Origin of the sequence: Pseudomonas sp. R11-23-07 (assembly GCF_003852295.1) — a bacterium.
GTDB lineage: Bacteria > Pseudomonadota > Gammaproteobacteria > Pseudomonadales > Pseudomonadaceae > Aquipseudomonas.
In genome coordinates this window covers 3,020,520-3,037,915 of sequence record NZ_CP027761.1, presented here as the reverse complement: position 1 = coordinate 3,037,915, position 17,396 = coordinate 3,020,520, and the positions used below count along the sequence as shown (strand labels likewise).

Here is a 17,396-nt window from a genome sequence, read left to right as displayed (position 1 = left end):
AACATGGCATGCTTTGCGGCCCCACAAAGGAACCGTCCCATGGCTACCCTGCATCTGCTTTGCGGCAAGATTGCGTCCGGCAAGTCTACGCTCGCCAGCAGTCTTGCCACCGATCACGCTGCCATCTTGCTCAGCGAAGACCATTGGCTCGCCACGCTGTATCCCGGTCAGATCAAGATGATTGCCGATTACCTGGCCTGTGCCCGGCAGATCCGCGGTGTCGTGGAGCCGCTGGTGATCGATCTGCTGAAGTCGGGCGTCAATGTGGTGCTGGATTTTCCGGCCAACACCCTGGCCAATCGCGAATGGCTGCTCACCCTGGCGCAGGCCGCCCGGGCACCGCATTGCCTGCATTATCTGGAGCTGGATGACGCCACCTGCCGGACTCGACTGCACGCACGCAACGCCAGCGGCGAGCATGATTTCGCCGCCACCGATGCCGAATTCGACCTGATTACCCGCCACTTTCGTGTGCCGAGCGAAGAGGAAGGCCTGGTGATCGAGGTGCATAGCTTATGAGTGCTGAACCACCTGTCGGTGTTGACGCCAACGGCTATGTTGTCACCGTGGGCGCCGCGCCTGTGCAGTCTGAGTTCGAACCTTTGCTGGCGGATGCGGTGGCGACGCTTTCACAGCCAGCATTCGGGCTGGATGGCATCTACCTTTACGGCAGTGTCGCCCGAGGCGATGCCAGTGTCGAAGCGTCTGACCTGGACCTCACCCTGATCCTGCGCGATGCCCCCGACGAGTGCCTGCTCAAGCAGCTTGAGCTGGCACGGCTGGCGCTGGAGCCGCGGCATCCCTGTGTCACGAAGGTCGATTTCGACATCGGCCACCGCGCACAGGTATTGGCACCGCAGAACCATAATCGCTGGGGGTTCTGGCTCAAGCACCATTGCCGGTGCCTGTGGGGCGATGACCTTGGGTTGCGGTTCGAGCCATTCCGGCCAAGCCGCGATATCGCCCTGGCACTCAACGATGATTTTGTGGAAGTGCTGAGCCGCTATCGCGCAGACATCGTGCAGGCCGCGAACACACCGCAACGCCTGCGTTTGCAGCGCGAAGCCGCGCGCAAGTTGATCCGTTCCACGCATACGCTGCGGTCAGCAGAAGCTGCGATGTGGCCGCAGACGCTGGAGGAGCATGTGGCGCTGTTCCGGCAGCGTTACCCGACCATGATCACCCAAATCGCCTACTTCCTGTTTGAGGCCAGAAATCCAAGCGCCGAGGGTGAAGCGTTCCTGCTGCGTCTTGATGCATTCCTTGACTGGATGGCCTCGCAGCGGCAATAAACCCATAACCTGTGGCGAGGGAGCTTGCTCCCGCTGGGGCGCGAAGCGGCCCCGCTCTTCGCTTTAAAAGAATGGGCCTGCTGCGCAGTCCAGCGGGAGCAAGCTCCCTCGCCACAGTGACCGTTGTGATCGGAAAGGAATCAATCAAATGCGCGTCCGAACAAGCGCTCAGCCCAGCAGCGCTTGGGTCTCAACTACCCTCGCATAGTCCATCGCCAGGTTACTCAACGACAACGCATGCACGTCTTCCGCAGGCCATAGCCGGCCCGACAGATCAGTCTGGTCGAAGGTGAAGCAGGCGTCCGCAACCACGATCACGTCAAAGCCCAGATTGCCAGCCGAGCGGGCCGTGGACTCCACCGAGTTGTTGGTGATGACCCCGGCGATCACCACTTGCCTGATCGAGCGCGTGTGCAGCCAGCGCTCAAGCCCCGTAGCGGTGAACGCATCCGGAACGTTTTTTTCCATCACTTGTTCATGGGCGAGGGGCTGCAGCGCGACCTGGAATTCGCAGCCGGGTTGACCAGGCCAGAACACCGAGCCAGGGGAACGAGAGATATGTCGCACATGAATAATTGGACGTTGCGCCTGTCGCCACGCGGTAAGAAGCTGCTGCATGCGTAGTTCGGCGTCTGGGTTGTTGCGTCGACCAAGGGTGGGGTCGCCCATACCTTTTTGCATGTCGATGATCACCAGCGCCGCATTTATCGCTAACGGTTCCATGAGCTGTCCTTTTGCGTGTGAGGCGTGAAACATAGCAGCCACGGCAGGGCGGCGAACAGTGAGCTGAGCGCAATGTGCGTGACCCTCAACCCGTCACACCGGCAGCAACCCGGCCTCCTGATAACTCGCCACCAGTTCATCATACAAACCGATATCCGCACGCGTGCGAGCAATCAATTGCGCGCCGGCGACAGCGGTGTAAATCGCACGGGCGCGGCGCTGGCAGCTGTCTGCATCGCCCAGCTTGAGCTCCGTGAGCCGTGCGGCCAGCCAAGCGACGTTGATATCAGCGAACGCAATCACCTCTTTTTTGACCGGTTCGGGCAAGTCCTGGTATTCCGCCGCCATGAAGCTGGACAGGCACAGGCGATTGCCGTTTTCAAGTGATGTTCGAAAAATGCTCGGGTAGCGCCGCAGGCAGTCGCGCGGGTCAGGCGTTTCGCGGTGGAGGGCGTCGAGCACGTTGGCGGTGTCTTCCCAATAGCGTTTTGCGACCGCCGCGCCGAGGTCGGCCTTGCTGGGGAAGTGGTAGTAGATACTGGCGTTCTTGATCCCCACCGTTTCGCCGATGCTGCGAAAGTTGATGCCGCTGTAGCCGAAATGCTGCGCCGCGATCCGGGCGGCTTCCAGAATGGCTTCTCGGGCGTTTTCGCTCACGTATAGAGTCCTCGGTGGTTGGGTGAAAGTGCGAAGTCTACACCTGAGAAAATCTACCTGCCAACTGACAGGTAGTGGTTGACAGTCCCAAATGAAGGCCTCAATCTCTACCTACCACTTGACAGGTAGTCGGACAGAATCATGACTTTTCAGCAAACCCATTCCAATGCTTCCACTCACCCAATGATGAAAATCTACGACTGGTATAACGGGCCTTACCCGGCACGTGTTCGAATCGCCCTGGCAGAAAAGGAGCTGCTCCCTCGCACTGAATTCGTGTCGATCAACCTCTGGGAGGGCAAGCACAAGCAACCTGCTTTCCTGGCCCTGAATTACTCCGGAACACTGCCCGTGCTGGAGTTGCAGGACGGCACCCTGATCGCCGAATGCACGGCTATCACCCAGTACCTGGATGTGCTGGATGGCAACCCGCTGCTCACCGGCAAAACGCCGACCGAGCAAGGCCTGATTCATATGATGACGCGGCGCGCGGAAATCGAATTGATGGATGCGGTCAGCGTTTACTTTCACCACGCCACTCCTGGGCTGGGGCCTGAAGTCGAGCTCTATCAGAATGCTGAATGGGGTCAGCGCATGGGCGACAAAGCCGTAAGAGGTATGCGCCACTTCGACGCCATCCTCAAAACCCGGCCCTATGTGGCGGGCGAGGCGTTTTCGATGGCCGACATCGCCTTGCTGGGCGGGCTGATTTTCGCGTCGTTGGTCAAGCTGCCCGTGCCCGAGGAATGCCAGGCGCTGCTGGCTTGGCATGCCAGGATGAACGAGCGCGCCAGCGTCAAGATCTGGCAGGCGATGGTGCAAGAGGGCGATCAAGCCAACTGAAAGCCCGTATGTGCACGTGATCGGCAGCTCGGGCAACGCCATGGGTCCAGCTAAAATACCCAGGTGATTGCCCACCTGCTGCCTGAACCGTTACCCTCGGTCCACATCCCCACCCACCGACCGTAACAGTGAGTCACGGTCTGCATTGAATCAGGACGATGAACGATTATTCTCTGAAACTCGCCAACTACTGGCGCACCTCGCTGGCCGACGCGGAAAACGGCAATGGTGCGTTATCCCCGAACCACGTCAAAACCTACGCTGCCGTGCCCCTGGCTGCATTAGCCGCCGGTTGTTTGCCGGTTGAGCAAGTGGAGAGCCTATTCGCCGGCGAGCCGGCCCAACTGCTCCAGGTGGAGGTCACGCTACGCCCGTTCGTGTACGCCTCACGCCAGGAGCACCGCCAGGCGCGCAACGGGCTGCCGGCGTTCATCACGCCGATCATTTGCCGTGTGTCGGTCACCCGCGACGGGCTGATCTATCCGACCGGGCCCACGCTGGTGCCGCGCGATATTCTGGAGCCGTTGGATCGCGACAACTTCACCATCGGCGCCCAGCATGACCTGGATACGTTTCTAACCGCACAAGATGCGCCGCAGTTCGAGCCGCCACCCGCCGGCACAGAGGTGCAGCCGGAGCACTACCGCGAGCAGTGGATCACCTACCTGCGCTATTGCAAGACGATGTTCCAGACGGTCTGCAACGCCTGGAACGGCGTGGACGACGGTTTTGATCCGGTCAACTATTGCTATGTGTTCAAGGAACAGAAGGCCGAAGGTTTCAGCCGCAATATCGTGGCGCTGTACGATCATTTGCGCCTTGGCAAACCGGATGCGCCGTTGTTCGAGCGGTTCGCACAACGCGAGCGTATGCCCGATGAGCCGTGCCTGGCCGCCAACAGCCTGTTCGCCGGGCGAGGAGGGCATGCCGGCGACGAATACGCGCTGGCGCCTGCCCAACGCGACAGCCTCGCGCACCTGCTGGCGGGTAACGCCGGGGATATCCTGGCGGTCAACGGGCCGCCGGGTACCGGTAAGACCACGTTGCTCTTGTCGGTCGTCGCCTCGCTCTGGGCCAAGGCCGCTGCCGAGGGCGGCGAACCGCCGGTGATTGTCGCCAGTTCTACGAACAATCAGGCGGTCACCAACATCATCAAGGCATTTGGCAAGGACTTCTCGGCAGGCACCGGCCCCTTTGCTGGGCGCTGGCTTCCGGATATCAACAGCTTTGGCGCTTACTTTCCAAAGGCTGCTGCGGAAGCGGAGATGGCCCGCACCTACCAGACCAAAAGCTTTTACCTGGAGCTGGAGACACAGGCCTATCTGGATAAAGCGCAGCAGGCGTATCTGGAGCATGCCGCCATCGCCTTTCCCGGGCCGTCGCAGCCCACGCTCAAGGGCACCGTCGACAAGCTGCAGGCCCTGATTCAACTGCGCCAGCAGCAACTGGGCGATATCGAGAAGGGCTGGGCAAGATTGAACGCGGCGCGCGACGCCATGAAGGCCTTGCTCGGCGATAATCCATACACGGCAATTGCGGCGCTTGAAGGGCAATGTCGGGCGCAGTCCGATCAGTTGGCAAGCGCCAAGGCACGCCTGAAAGATTTCAAGCATTACCTGGCCCATGAGTCATTGATTTACACGCTGTTCGGCTGGTTCGGCCCGATTGCCGCCAAGCGCCTGCGCTTGGCCAAACTGCACATCGATGAAACTGATGCACAGCTGCAGAGCGCCAACGATGTGCATGAGATAGAGCGCCTGCTGACGGCCGCCGTGGCGCACACCGCTCAAAGCCTGAAAATCCTTGAAACCCAGCGTGAGCGTGTGGAGCACTTGCGGCGCGATGAGCAGCGTGAGCTGTTGAACTGGCAGGCGGTGATTGGTCGGTTACCCAATGCCGTCGGCAAGCCCGCCGCCGAGGTGACGCTGGAGGACTGCGACCGTTGGGCGGACACCTCGCTGCGCTTCGAGACGTTCCTGCTGACCACGCATTATTGGGAGGGCCGCTGGCTGTTGGAAGTCGCCGATGAGCTGCCACTGATTCTTAAAAGCCGCAAAAAAAACGGCCGCAAGACCCTGGAAAAAAACTGGCGGCGCTGGATGAAGCTCACGCCTTGCGTGGTGGCGACGTTCTACCGCTTGCCGGCCGAGCTGTCGTGCAGCCGCCGTGACGGCAATGGTTATGTCGCCGATTACGCGCTGAACTTCATCGACCTGCTGATTGTAGACGAGGCGGGCCAGGTGCTGCCCGAGGTGGCGGCGCCGTCTTTCGCCCTGGCGCGGCAGGCGTTGGTGATTGGCGACACGCAACAAATCGAACCCATTTGGTCGGTGCCGCCGTCGGTGGATATCGGCAACCTGCTCGCTGCCGGCCTGCTGTCGCGCAGCCGCGTGGACGATGAGTACGAGGCCTTCTGTGACAGCGGGCGCAGTGCCGCCAGTGGCAGCGTCATGGCGATTGCGCAGTCCACCAGCCGCTATCACTACGACCGCGACCTGGCCCGCGGCCTTTACCTGTATGAACACCGCCGTTGCTATGACTCGATCATCGATTACTGCAATGCGCTCTGCTACAAAGGCAAGCTGCAACCGCGACGCGGCGCCAAACCGCAGGGTGGCTTGCCGGGCCTGGGTTACCTGCATATCGACGGGCTGTGCCAGCAGAAGCAGGGCGGCAGCCGCCATAACCTGCTGGAAGCACAGACCATCGCTGCCTGGATCAAGGCCAATGAACAGCAGCTGACCCAGCGCTATAACAAGGAACTCTGGGAAATTCTCGGGGTGATCACCCCCTTTGGCGCGCAGACCCAGGCCATTACCGAGGCGTGCGCCGCCCTGGGCATTCGTACCGGCAAAGGCGACGGTGAAATGACCGTTGGCACCGTGCACTCCTTCCAGGGCGCCGAACGCCCGGTGGTGATTTTTTCTGCGGTGTATTCCAAGCATGCCGACGGTGCGTTTATCGACCGTAGGGACAGCATGTTGAACGTGGCGGTTTCCCGCGCCAAAGACAGTTTTCTGGTGTTCGGCGATATGGACCTGTTTAGCCAGATCCCCGCCAGCAAGCCGCGTGGCCGGTTGGCGCAGTACTTGTTGAACAGCGCGGACAATGCGCTCACGTTTGATTTCCAGCCTCGGGCGGATTTGCTGACGGCGCGCACCGGGTTGAGCCACCTGCATGAGTTTGCCGAACATGATCAGTTCCTGTTGCAGACCCTGGAGACGGCGCAGCAGCAGGTACAGATCGTGACGCCCTGGGTGCGCCTGAGGGGGATGCGTGAAAGCGGCGCCCTTGAAGCCATGTGCGGCACCGTGCAGCGCGGGGTGCCGGTCACGGTGTATACCGATTTGCACTTCAACACTGGCATCGGCCGCAGCAAGTCCGACGGTGACCCCGGCAAAGTCGCCGAATTCAAGGATGCGCTGGCCACTTTGAAGCACCACGCGGTGCAGGTGCGTGTGGTCAACAAGGTGCACAGCAAGCTGGTGATGGCCGATGAAGCACTGTTGTGCGTGGGCTCGTTCAATTGGCTGAGCGCGGCGCGTTCGGGCGATTACGTGCACCATGAGACGTCCATGGTCTATCGCGGGCCGGACGTCAGCAGCGAGTTGGCGATCAATCGAACCAGCCTGGCGCAACGCCTGATTTCGCGCGAACTCTGACCGGCCATCACGTTATGCCAGCGGCTCAAGCGCTGCTGGCATAGCGATACCGATCAGCAGCCCACACGCAAAACCCTGAGACTTCCCGGCGAAAATCTTCATAATGGCGGCCATTTTGTTTAGCCCGTTATTCTGGTGTGCCCGCATGGAAATTAAGGTCAACTTTCTCGACAACCTTCGGCTTGAAGCCAAGTTCGATGATTTCACGGTGATTGCCGACCAGCCGATTCGCTACAAAGGCGACGGTTCGGCGCCGGGGCCATTCGATTACTTCCTGGCTTCATCGGCGTTGTGTGCGGCGTACTTTGTGAAGTTGTACTGCGCCACGCGCAATATTCCCACGGAGAATATTCGCCTGTCGCAGAACAACATCGTCGACCCGGAAAACCGCTACAACCAGATCTTCAAGATCCAGGTCGAGCTGCCGGCGGACATCTCGGACAAAGACCGCCAAGGCATCCTGCGCTCCATCGACCGTTGCACCGTAAAAAAAGTCGTGCAGGCCGGGCCGGAGTTCGTGATCGAGGAAGTCGACAACCTCGACGCCGACGCCCAGGCGCTGTTGATGCCCAGATCGACGTCGGAAGCAGGCACCTACATCGCCGGCAAGGACCTGCCGCTGGAGCAGACCATCGCCAACATGTCCGCGATCCTGGCGGGCCTGGGCATGAAGATCGAGATCGCCTCGTGGCGCAATATCGTGCCCAACGTCTGGTCGCTGCATATCCGCGATGCTCACTCGCCGATGTGTTTTACCAACGGCAAGGGCGCGACCAAGGAGGGCGCGCTGGCGTCGGCGTTGGGTGAGTTCATCGAGCGGCTCAACTGCAACTTCTTCTACAACGACCAGTTCTGGGGTGAGGAACTGGCCAACGCGCCCTTCGTGCATTATCCGGATGAGCGCTGGTTCCAGCCGGGCCCGGACGATGAGTTGCCGCGTGAAATCCTCGACGCCTACTGCCTGAAGGTCTACAACCGCGACGGCGAGCTGCGCGGTTCGCACCTGTTCGACACCAACTCGGGCAACGAAGCGCGGGGCATCGTCTCGCTGCCGTTCGTGCGCCAGTCCGATGGCGAGGTGGTGTATTTCCCCTCCAACCTGATCGAAAACCTTTACCTGAGCAACGGCATGAGCGCCGGCAACACCCTGGCCGAAGCCCAGGTGCAGTGCCTGTCGGAGATTTTCGAGCGGGCGGTGAAGCGCGAAATCATCGAAGGCGAATTTGCGCTGCCGGATGTACCGGCTGAGGTGCTGGCCAAATACCCCGGCATTCTGGCCGGTATCGAAGGCCTGGAAGCCCAGGGCTTTCCGGTGCTGGTCAAGGACGCGTCCCTGGGCGGTGAATTCCCGGTGATGTGCGTGACCCTGATGAACCCGCGCACCGGCGGCGTATTCGCCTCGTTCGGCGCGCACCCAAGCATGGAAGTGGCGCTGGAGCGCAGCCTCACCGAACTGCTGCAAGGCCGCAGTTTCGAGGGTTTGAACGACTTGCCGCAGCCGACCTTCGAAGCCCAGGCGGTGACCGAGCCAAACAACTTCGTCGAGCACTTTATCGACTCCAGCGGTGTGGTGTCGTGGCGCTTCTTCAGCGCCCAGTCCGATCATGAATTCGTCGAATGGGACTTTTCCGGCCACGGCGACGACTCCAACGTCCAGGAAGCCGCGACGCTGTTCGGTATTCTGGAAGGCATGGGCAAAGAGTCGTACATGGCGGTTTACGAGCACCTGGGCGCCACCGCCTGCCGCATCCTGGTGCCGGACTACTCGGAAATCTACCCGGTGGACGACCTGATCTGGGACAACACCAACAAAGCGCTGTTTTTCCGTGAAGACATCCTCAACCTGCACCGCCTGGACGAAGCGCAGTTGCAAGCGCTGGTGGAGCGTTTGATCGAAAGCGAGCTGGACGACTACACCGACATCACTACGCTGATCGGCATCGAGTTCGACGACAACACCGCCTGGGGCCAACTGACCATTCTGGAGCTGAAGCTGCTGATCTTCCTCGCGCTGCAGCAGCACGAGGAGGCCAAGGAATGCGTGGAAATGTTCCTGCAGTACAACGACAACACCGTCGAACGCGGGCTGTTCTACCAAGCGTTGAACGCGGTGCTGGAAATGGAACTGGACGACGACTTGCAGCTGGCCGACTACGAAGCCAACTTCCGCCGCATGTTCGGTAACGAACGCATGGACGCGGTGATTGGCTCGGTCAACGGCAGCGTGCGGTTTTATGGGCTGACGCCGACCAGCATGAAGCTGGAAGGGCTGGACCGGCATTTGCGCCTGATCGACAGCTACAAGAAACTGCATGCGGCAAGGGCAAACGCTACCTCGGCACATTGATGGCTATCTGATGCATGAGGGGCAAAATGTGGGAGGGGGCTTGCCCTAATGCCAGTCAGTTAAGAAGTAGAAAGGGTAAAAAGTAACCTGTGGCGAGGGAGCTTGCTCCCGCTGGACTGCGCAGCAGTCCCATTTTTGGGGCCGCTTCGCGGCCCAGCGGGAGCAAGCTCCCTCGCCACAGGTACAGTGTTCGTCCTTAACTGACTGGCATTAGGGCTTGCCCCCGATAGCGGTGGTTCAGTCACCTGACCCAGTGGCTGACAGACTGCTATCGGGGGCAAGCCCCCTCCCACATTTGATCGATTTCTGACTTTAGATGCGGGCCAGGGCTTGGGCCAGGTCCGCGCGCAAGTCCTCCACATCTTCAACCCCCACCGACAACCGCACCAACCCATCCCCAATCCCCAACTGCGCGCGCGTCGCCGCCGGGATGCTGGCGTGGGTCATGATTGCCGGATGCTCGATCAGGCTCTCCACGCCACCCAGGCTCTCGGCCAGGGCGAAGATCTTCACGCTTTCCAGGAAGCGCGTGGCGCCTGCCAGGTCGCTATTCAAGTCCACTGAAATCATCCCGCCAAACCCGCGCATCTGCCGTTGGGCCAGTTCATGCTGTGGGTGGGATTTCAGGCCCGGGTAATACACCCGCGACACCTGCGGTTGCTGCTCCAGCCAGGTCGCCAGTTCCAGCGCGTTGCGGCAATGGCGCTCCATGCGCAGGGCCAGGGTTTTCACGCCGCGCAGGGTCAGGAACGCATCGAAGGGCCCGGCGATGGCGCCCACCGAGTTCTGCAGGAAGCCCAGGCGCTCAGCCAAATCAGGGTTGTCGCCGACGATGGCGATGCCGCCGATCACGTCCGAGTGGCCGTTCAGGTACTTGGTGGTGGAGTGCACCACGATGTCGCACCCCAGCTCCAACGGGCGTTGGATCCACGGGCTGGCGAAGGTGTTGTCGGCCACGCAGAGGATGCCGCGGGCGCGGCAGAGGCGGGCGATGGCGCTGAGGTCGGTCAGGCTCAGCAACGGGTTACTGGGCGTTTCGACCCAGACCATGCGCGTGTCGTCCCGCAACGCCGCTTCAAACGCCGATACATCACTCAAGTCCACATAGCTGAACGTATGCCCGGCGCTGCGCTGACGCACCTTGTCGAACAGACGGAAGGTGCCGCCGTACAGGTCATTGCCGGAAACGATATGCGCACCGGCATCGAGCAATTCGAGCACCGTGGAAATCGCCGCCAGCCCCGAGGCAAACGCGAAGGCCCGAGTGCCGCCTTCAAGGTCGGCAACGCAACGTTCCAGGGCAAAGCGCGTGGGGTTATGGGAGCGGCCGTAGTCAAAGCCCTTGTGCACGCCGGGGCTATCTTGCAGGTAGGTGGAGTTGGCGTAGATCGGCGGCATCAGCGCGCCCGTGGCCGGGTCGGGCGACTGTCCGGCATGGATCACACGGGTGGCGAAGGCGCTTTTATCGGGCTGGCTCATGCAAGGGATCTCCGTAGGTGGTTGAGCAGGTCGACGCGGGTGATCAGGCCATGGAAGCCCGAGGCGTCGGCAATGATGGCGACCAGGCCGCGATCCAGCTCCGCCTGCAGTTCGGCCAGGCTGGCGCTGGGGGCCAGGGTGTGCAGGGTGCGGGTCATGGCGCTGGCCACGCTCATGGAAAAATGCGTGGCGTCCTGGTGCAGGCCCAGCAGCAGGTCGGACTCATCGATAACGCCCGCCAGTTGCTTGCCGTCCACCAGCACCGGCAGTTGCGAGACATCCGCCAGGCGCATGCGCTGGAAGGCGGTGAGCAGGGTGTCGTCGGGGCTCACGCTGATTACCCGGCCATCTTCGAAGCGACGGGCGATCAGGTCGCGCAGGTCGCCGTAGTGCTTGTACTGCAACAGGCCGGCGTCGTTCATCCATTGGTCGTTGTAGACCTTGGACAGGTAGCGCGTGCCGGTGTCGCACACGAAGGTGACCACGCGTTTGGGCTCGGTCTGCTCGCGGCAATAGCGCAACGCGGCGGCGAGCAGGGTGCCGGTGGACGAGCCGCCAAGAATGCCTTCGGCCTTGAGCAACTGGCGGGCATGGTCGAAGCTTTCTTCATCGCTGATGGAGTAGGCCTGGCGCACGCTGGACAGGTCGGCAATCGACGGGATGAAATCTTCGCCGATGCCTTCCACCGCCCAGGAACCAGGGGTTTCAAGCCGACCGCTGCGGCTGTACTCGGCCATCACCGAACCCACCGGATCGGCCAACACCATGGCCAGCTCGGGCTGCACGCGCTTGAAGAAACGGGTCAAGCCGGTGAGGGTGCCGGCCGAGCCGACGCCTACCACAATCGCATCCACATCATGCTGGGTCTGCGCCCAGATCTCCGGTGCGGTGCTGGTTTCATGGGCCAGGGGGTTGGCCGGGTTGTTGAACTGGTCGGCGAAGAACGAACCCGGAATGTCCTTGGCCAGGCGCGCGGCCACGTCCTGGTAATACTCGGGGTGGCCCTTGCCCACATCGGAGCGAGTGATATGCACCTCAGCGCCCATGGCCTTGAGGTGCAGCACTTTTTCCGTGGACATCTTGTCCGGTACCACCAGCACCACCCGGTAGCCTTTGGCCCGGCCGACCAGTGCCAGGCCCAGGCCAGTGTTGCCGGCGGTGGCCTCGATAATCGTGCCGCCGGGACGCAGGCGACCGTCACGCTCGGCGGCGTCGATCATCGCCAGGCCGATGCGGTCCTTGATGGAACCGCCGGGGTTTTGCGATTCAAGCTTGAGAAACAGGGTGCAAGGGCCAGTGTCAAAGCGGCTGACCTTGACCAGCGGCGTGTTACCGATCAGTTCAAGTACGGCGGGGCGGGGGAGGTTAGGCATGTCGTCACCTGGTTACGGAATGGGCGTAGGGTGGGGGACAGCAGAATGCACAGCATGGCTAGAAACATAGGCCGGTCCCGCCCGGGCTGCAACCAGGCGGTCCGATGCATGACTTTTTTTGGCGCATGGAGGGTGAGGGGGGAGGTGGATGGCGGGCACAGCACCCGCAGGCAATGCAGATCAAATGTGGGAGTTGTCGAGCCCCAGCGAGGCTACGAAGGCGGCGGTACTGCTGGCCTATAAACCACCTGACCCACCGCTATCGCGGCCTCGCTAAAGCTCGTGCGCTCCCACATTCATACACCCCATCAGCGCCCGGCGATGGCGGCTTCAATAGTGGCAATGTCAATTTTGCCCATGGTCATCATCGCGTCAAACGCTCGCTTGGCGACCGCCGGGTCCTTGCTTGTCACCGCATCGACCAACACCCGTGGCGAGATCTGCCACGACAGGCCCCATTTATCCTTGCACCAGCCACACGCGCTTTCCTGCCCGCCATTGCCGACAATGGCGTTCCACAACCGGTCAGTTTCCTCCTGGTCATCGGTCGCCACCTGGAAGGAAAACGCTTCACTGTGCTTGAACATAGGGCCGCCATTCAGGCCCAGACAAGGGATGCCCAGCAGGCTGAATTCCACGGTCAATTCATCGCCCTGCTTACCGGCCGGGTAGTCGCCAGGCGCGTAGTGCACCGCCTTCACTTCGCTATCCGGAAACGTCTGGGCGTAGAAGGTCGCCGCCTCCAGCGCATCGCCGTTGTACCAGAGGCAAATCGTATTTTTATTGTTCATCGCAGGCTCCTCAGGTTGAAAGGTGCCTGGAGTCTAGACGATCGCTACGCCAGGGCGTCTTTACCACAAGCACCCGCGCGCCGCGAACGCCAGCCCAACCCGAGCACCATCAACAAACCCAGGCCAGCCATCAACGCACCTGCCAGGGAAATGGCGGGGTAGCCCAGCCCGGCATTGATCACCGCACCGCCCAGCACCGCACCGATGGCATTACCGAAATTGAACGCGCCGATGTTCATTGCCGAGGCCAGGTTAGGCGCATCTTTGGCGGCCTCCATCACGCGCATCTGCAACGGCGGTACCAGGGCAAAACTCGCGGCGCCCCACAGCAGGATCGACAGCGCGGCGGGCAGCGGCCATTGCATCAGCACCGAAAAGGCCAGCAGCACGGCGATCAACACCACCAGCGAGGTAATCAACGTGCGGTCTACCGAACGGTCCGCCGACTTGCCACCCCACACGTTGCCCAGGGTCAGCCCGATACCGAACAGCACGAGCATACCGGTGACGAAGTTGGTCGACGCATGGGTGACATCGCGCAAAATCGGCGCGATGTAAGTGAACACCGTAAACATTGCACTGGAGCCCACCACGGTCAGTGCCAACGCCGCCAGCACCGGCCCGCGCCCCAGTACGCGGATTTCCGCCATCAGGCTGCCACCCTTCGGCGCGGGTGCATTCGGCAGCGCCCACCACAGCGCGGCCATCACCACCGCGCCCAGCCCGCTGATGCCCCAGAACGCCGTGCGCCAGCCGAAGTTCTCGCCAAACCAGGTGGCCAATGGCACGCCGCCAATGGTCGCCAATGTCAGCCCCAAAAACATCGCGGCCACAGCCCCCGCGCGCTTCTCCGGCGCGACCACACTGGCCGCCACAATCGAACCGATACCGAAAAACGCCCCGTGGTTCAGCGACGTCACCAGCCTGGCGATCATCAAGGTCTGGTAATTGGTCGCCAGCGCCGACAGCAGATTACCCAAGGTGAAAATCGCCATCAGCCCGATCAACAGATACCGACGCGGCACCCTGGCCGTCGCGAGCGTCATGATCGGCGCGCCGATCAGCACGCCGATGGCATAGGCACTCACCAACAGCCCGGCGGCGGGGATGGATACGCCAAGGTCGGCGGCAATACCGGGCAACATGCCCATGGGGGCAAACTCCGTGACCCCGATGCCAAAGGCACCGATGGACAAGGCTACAAGGGGTGGATTGATACGCATGGGTGACTCCTCATCTGTGTGCCGAATGCTACAATCCAGCCTTTTGCAGCAGTAGCCCCTGGTTGGGAACTACACCTTTGCGCAGGAGGCACAAATGGACATCGGCGGCCGCTCGGGAGAGATGGAAGTGTTCGTCATGGTCGCCGAGCACGGCAGCCTGTCGGGCGCCGCGCGCGCCCTGGGGCTGACGCCGTCGTCCATCAGCCGCATCATCACCCGCACCGAACGGCGCATCGGCACCCGGCTACTGCTGCGCACCACCCGCGCCATCACCTTCACCGCCGAAGGCGAAGCCTACCTGCGCGGCGCCCGGCGGATCCTGGCCGACATGGCCGAAATCGAAGACGCCATCACCGACCAGGGCGCCCCCCGCGGACGCCTCAGAGTCAGCGCAGCCCTGGCCCACGGCCGCCTGACCGTTGTGCCACTGATCGCCGCCTTCAGCGCCCGCTATCCCGCCATCGTGGTCGACCTGATGCTCGGCGATGAACTCGTGAATATCCTCGCCGGCCAGGCAGACGTCGCCATCCGCTTCGGCCACCTGGCCGACAGCCCCCTGACCGCCCGCCATATCGGCTCCACCGGCCAAGTCATCGTCGCCTCACCGGACTACCTGGCCCGCCACGGCACCCCGGTGACGCCGCAGGATTTACTTGAGCACAACTGCCTGCGCTTCAACTTCCGCAGAGCGGCGCCGGATTGGCCGTTTCGGGTGGATGGGCGGGATTTTTCGTTGAAAGTGACGGGGACGATTGAGGGGAATAGCGGAGAGGCGTTGGCGCAATTGGCGAAGCTGGGCGCGGGGATTGCGCGGGTGGGGGCGTTTAGTGTGGCGGAGGATCTGGAGCGGGGGGAGTTGGTGCCGTTGCTGGAAGCGTATAACCCGGGGGATGTGGAGCCGATTCATGCGGTGTTTGTGGGTGGGGCGGCGATGCCGGGAAGGGTTAGGGCGTTTGTGGATTTTTTGGTGGGGTGGGGTTGGGTGTGAGGGGGGAGTGACTGGCGGGTTTCGGCAAGGAGCGGTCATTCATGCATTAAAGCAAGTCATAGGCAGTGTGTTGCTCCTTGACCATCTCCAGATACGCTATGAACGCGGCCATGGCGTAGCCATGTTCCTGTTCAAAAATAGGCAGTAGCTCACTCAGTTGCATTGGCTCCTGTTGCCCGAACGACCAGCCGACCCGCCCGTTGATTTCGATTCGCCTGACCACATTGATGTGTCCTAACGCGATTGAGCGAGGATGGCCATGCTCATGCTGATTCCGAAAGTCGCTTGTCGCCTCATTAAAGGTTTGTTCTGCCATTCGATTCAATGAGGTAGCAAGCACTGGCCAGCGGGACCACGCTTCGCTCATGGTCTTGGCCTGCTTCATACTTGTATGACCACCATTCCAGGGCGGCGGGTTTTCAGGCCATTTCAGGAATGCATTTGCATGAAAAGAGGTCGCAGTTGCTGCATGTATTAGTCGGCCACGCAGGGCTTGCGGCGCCGAGAGGCACAGAGTGGTCAGCGGTTTGACATGGTCCAACAGCAGATTGTATTGATCCTCCTCTGAAGCCTTCTCGTAGATCGGATGCCAAGCGTGCAAGAAATGAATGTATCTCACGAAGCCGTTAATTGAGTTGGCAATCTCACGCAATGCATCCTGCGCAACCGCATGAAAAGGCATCGCCACCATGTTGAAGCTCTCCCCTCCAAACAGTTTCGGGTAGGGTGCCAGCTCCAGTAGCGGCGTACTTCGCCGATTGCCCCTGAACGCTGCATAAAGCTCAAGGGCGCGATCATCTGTATATGTGTCGACCATGGCTACGCTCAGCAAAGGTATTCGCTGAAGACTATCTTATATGCATGGAAACTCGAAGTGTGAACTCACCAATCCGCCGGAAAGGTTTGGATTAGCATGGTCCAGCCTTCGCGCCCGGCCCGGAGCAAATCCGAGGTGAGGCCTGCGCAGGCTGCCAGTGTGAATCGTCCCTACTGTCGAAGACAATTTCAAGCGTCAGCTTTAGAGTGGAATCTACACTTGGCAAGTGTCCGCTTTTGACCGATAGCCGTCTTCCGCTCCGACAATGGCGCGTCCTGTTCTACTCTCCGATCAGATCTCATGCCCTCCAGCTCAAGGGCATTTCGAAAACTTTCGCAAGCCGAGCCAGCTTCTCGGCAGATCTGTAGATAGTATCGGTGTTAGGCCACTTCGGTGTGATGCTGATGCAATGATTACGCCCTTCTTTTTGCTCCACCACGAAAACTCCATGAAGAATTCGTCGTCTGGGAAGAGCACCCCATTATCAACCGCACTGTATTAGCCACACTGGCTCCGCCCCCTATGCTCCTGATTTCAGCTACGGACGCCCTTAAGCAGAAGCTCAAGTGCCCCCAGGGCCTGCAACAGCCTGCCTGAACCTGGCTCAGCTTCTGCGATCCAGAATGCTGCTTCGCACAAGGCACCATGGATCAGCATTGCCAATGCTTCGGGATCGGTTTGTACAACCGTCTCTTGCAGCATCAGTTGCTCAAGCATCTTTTGTAGGGAGGCTGCACAGTGCTGATGCGCTTCTGGTGGGGAGCTACCCAGAACAGCGCGCGCATCCCGCAATACGATGCGCTGTATTTCAGGCTCCTGTGCCATTTCCAGGTACATGCGACAGCGGTCCCTGAAAGCCTCCCATGCGTTGTCCGTACTGTCCGAAATCACTTGTAGCCGCGTGTCCATCTCCGCATCAATTTGAGCGACCACGGCCGTGAGTAAACCTTTCTTGTCGCCGAAATGATGGTAAAGCGCGCCCCTCGTCAGGCCAGCCAGCGCTGTCAAATCATCCATGGACGTTTCGGCATAGCCATGTTCGCTGAAAACCTGGCGCGCGGTCTTCAGCAACGTGGCACGTGTTTCTTCCATACCAGCGCGTGTACGTCGAACCATGATATCTCCCAGACCAACAAGCTATTTACATTCACTGCGTATGATTATAGGATTTTAATCATACGTAATGAATGTATATTCCCAG

Annotated in this window: 14 protein-coding genes; 6 read left to right on the top strand and 8 right to left on the bottom strand. The window is 60.8% G+C overall.

Annotated features, from left to right (window positions below):
- Positions 1-39 precede the first annotated feature (39 nt).
- Complete coding sequence (locus C4J84_RS13810) at positions 40-519, top strand: ATP-binding protein (RefSeq protein WP_124435545.1); 480 nt, start codon at positions 40-42, stop codon at positions 517-519.
- On the top strand, positions 516-1,292 hold the full coding sequence (locus C4J84_RS13805; RefSeq protein WP_124370889.1) for a nucleotidyltransferase domain-containing protein: 777 nt from the start codon (positions 516-518) through the stop codon (positions 1,290-1,292). Before C4J84_RS13810 ends, C4J84_RS13805 begins: the two co-directional genes overlap by 4 nt.
- A gap of 168 nt (positions 1,293-1,460) precedes the next feature.
- On the opposite strand, the gene C4J84_RS13795 is transcribed toward C4J84_RS13805, so the two are convergent.
- Both C4J84_RS13795 and C4J84_RS13790 read right to left on the bottom strand, forming a co-directional pair.
- A complete protein-coding gene (locus C4J84_RS13795) occupies positions 1,461-2,015 on the bottom strand; it encodes a cysteine hydrolase family protein (protein ID WP_124370888.1) in 555 nt (184 codons plus the stop codon).
- A 93-nt stretch (positions 2,016-2,108) separates the two neighbouring features.
- Complete coding sequence (locus C4J84_RS13790) at positions 2,109-2,672, bottom strand: TetR/AcrR family transcriptional regulator (RefSeq protein ID WP_124370887.1); 564 nt, start codon at positions 2,670-2,672, stop codon at positions 2,109-2,111.
- Positions 2,673-2,813: 141 nt separating this feature from the next.
- Between C4J84_RS13790 and C4J84_RS13785 the strand changes: the two genes are divergently transcribed.
- The 3 genes from C4J84_RS13785 to C4J84_RS13775 all read left to right on the top strand — a co-directional run bounded on the left by C4J84_RS13785 (position 2,814) and on the right by C4J84_RS13775 (position 9,524).
- A complete protein-coding gene (locus tag C4J84_RS13785; protein WP_124370886.1) occupies positions 2,814-3,515 on the top strand; it encodes a glutathione S-transferase in 702 nt (233 codons plus the stop codon).
- Between the two features lie 158 nt (positions 3,516-3,673).
- The gene (locus C4J84_RS13780) at positions 3,674-7,177 is read left to right on the top strand and encodes an AAA domain-containing protein (protein ID WP_124370885.1); all 3,504 of its coding nucleotides are present in this window, start codon (positions 3,674-3,676) and stop codon (positions 7,175-7,177) included.
- A 145-nt stretch (positions 7,178-7,322) separates the two neighbouring features.
- Complete coding sequence (locus C4J84_RS13775) at positions 7,323-9,524, top strand: OsmC domain/YcaO domain-containing protein (RefSeq protein WP_124370884.1); 2,202 nt, start codon at positions 7,323-7,325, stop codon at positions 9,522-9,524.
- Between the two features lie 312 nt (positions 9,525-9,836).
- On the opposite strand, the gene C4J84_RS13765 is transcribed toward C4J84_RS13775, so the two are convergent.
- The 4 genes from C4J84_RS13765 to C4J84_RS13750 all read right to left on the bottom strand — a co-directional run bounded on the left by C4J84_RS13765 (position 9,837) and on the right by C4J84_RS13750 (position 14,390).
- Positions 9,837-11,003 (bottom strand): cystathionine gamma-synthase, encoded by a 1,167-nt coding sequence (locus C4J84_RS13765; RefSeq protein WP_124370883.1) that lies wholly within the window; start codon positions 11,001-11,003, stop codon positions 9,837-9,839.
- Entirely contained in the window at positions 11,000-12,376 is a 1,377-nt protein-coding gene (locus C4J84_RS13760; RefSeq protein ID WP_124367223.1) for a cystathionine beta-synthase, read from the bottom strand. The genes C4J84_RS13765 and C4J84_RS13760 overlap by 4 nt, the downstream gene beginning before the upstream one ends.
- Positions 12,377-12,684: 308 nt before the next feature.
- Positions 12,685-13,167, bottom strand: coding sequence for a VOC family protein (locus C4J84_RS13755; protein WP_124370882.1), 483 nt, complete (start codon positions 13,165-13,167; stop codon positions 12,685-12,687).
- Between the two features lie 44 nt (positions 13,168-13,211).
- Positions 13,212-14,390, bottom strand: a complete 1,179-nt coding sequence (locus C4J84_RS13750; protein WP_124370881.1) for an MFS transporter — start codon at positions 14,388-14,390, stop codon at positions 13,212-13,214.
- A 94-nt stretch (positions 14,391-14,484) separates the two neighbouring features.
- Here C4J84_RS13750 and C4J84_RS13745 point away from each other — a divergent pair, with 94 nt between their 5' ends.
- Positions 14,485-15,378: a LysR substrate-binding domain-containing protein gene (locus C4J84_RS13745; RefSeq protein WP_124435544.1), complete on the top strand. Its 894-nt coding sequence runs from the start codon at positions 14,485-14,487 to the stop codon at positions 15,376-15,378.
- Between the two features lie 46 nt (positions 15,379-15,424).
- Here C4J84_RS13745 and C4J84_RS13740 read toward each other — a convergent pair whose 3' ends face one another.
- Positions 15,425-16,195, bottom strand: a complete 771-nt coding sequence (locus C4J84_RS13740) for a hypothetical protein (protein WP_124370879.1) — start codon at positions 16,193-16,195, stop codon at positions 15,425-15,427.
- A gap of 534 nt (positions 16,196-16,729) precedes the next feature.
- Entirely contained in the window at positions 16,730-17,311 is a 582-nt protein-coding gene (locus C4J84_RS13730) for a TetR/AcrR family transcriptional regulator (RefSeq protein WP_124370878.1), read from the bottom strand.
- Between the last annotated feature and the right edge of the window lie 85 nt (positions 17,312-17,396).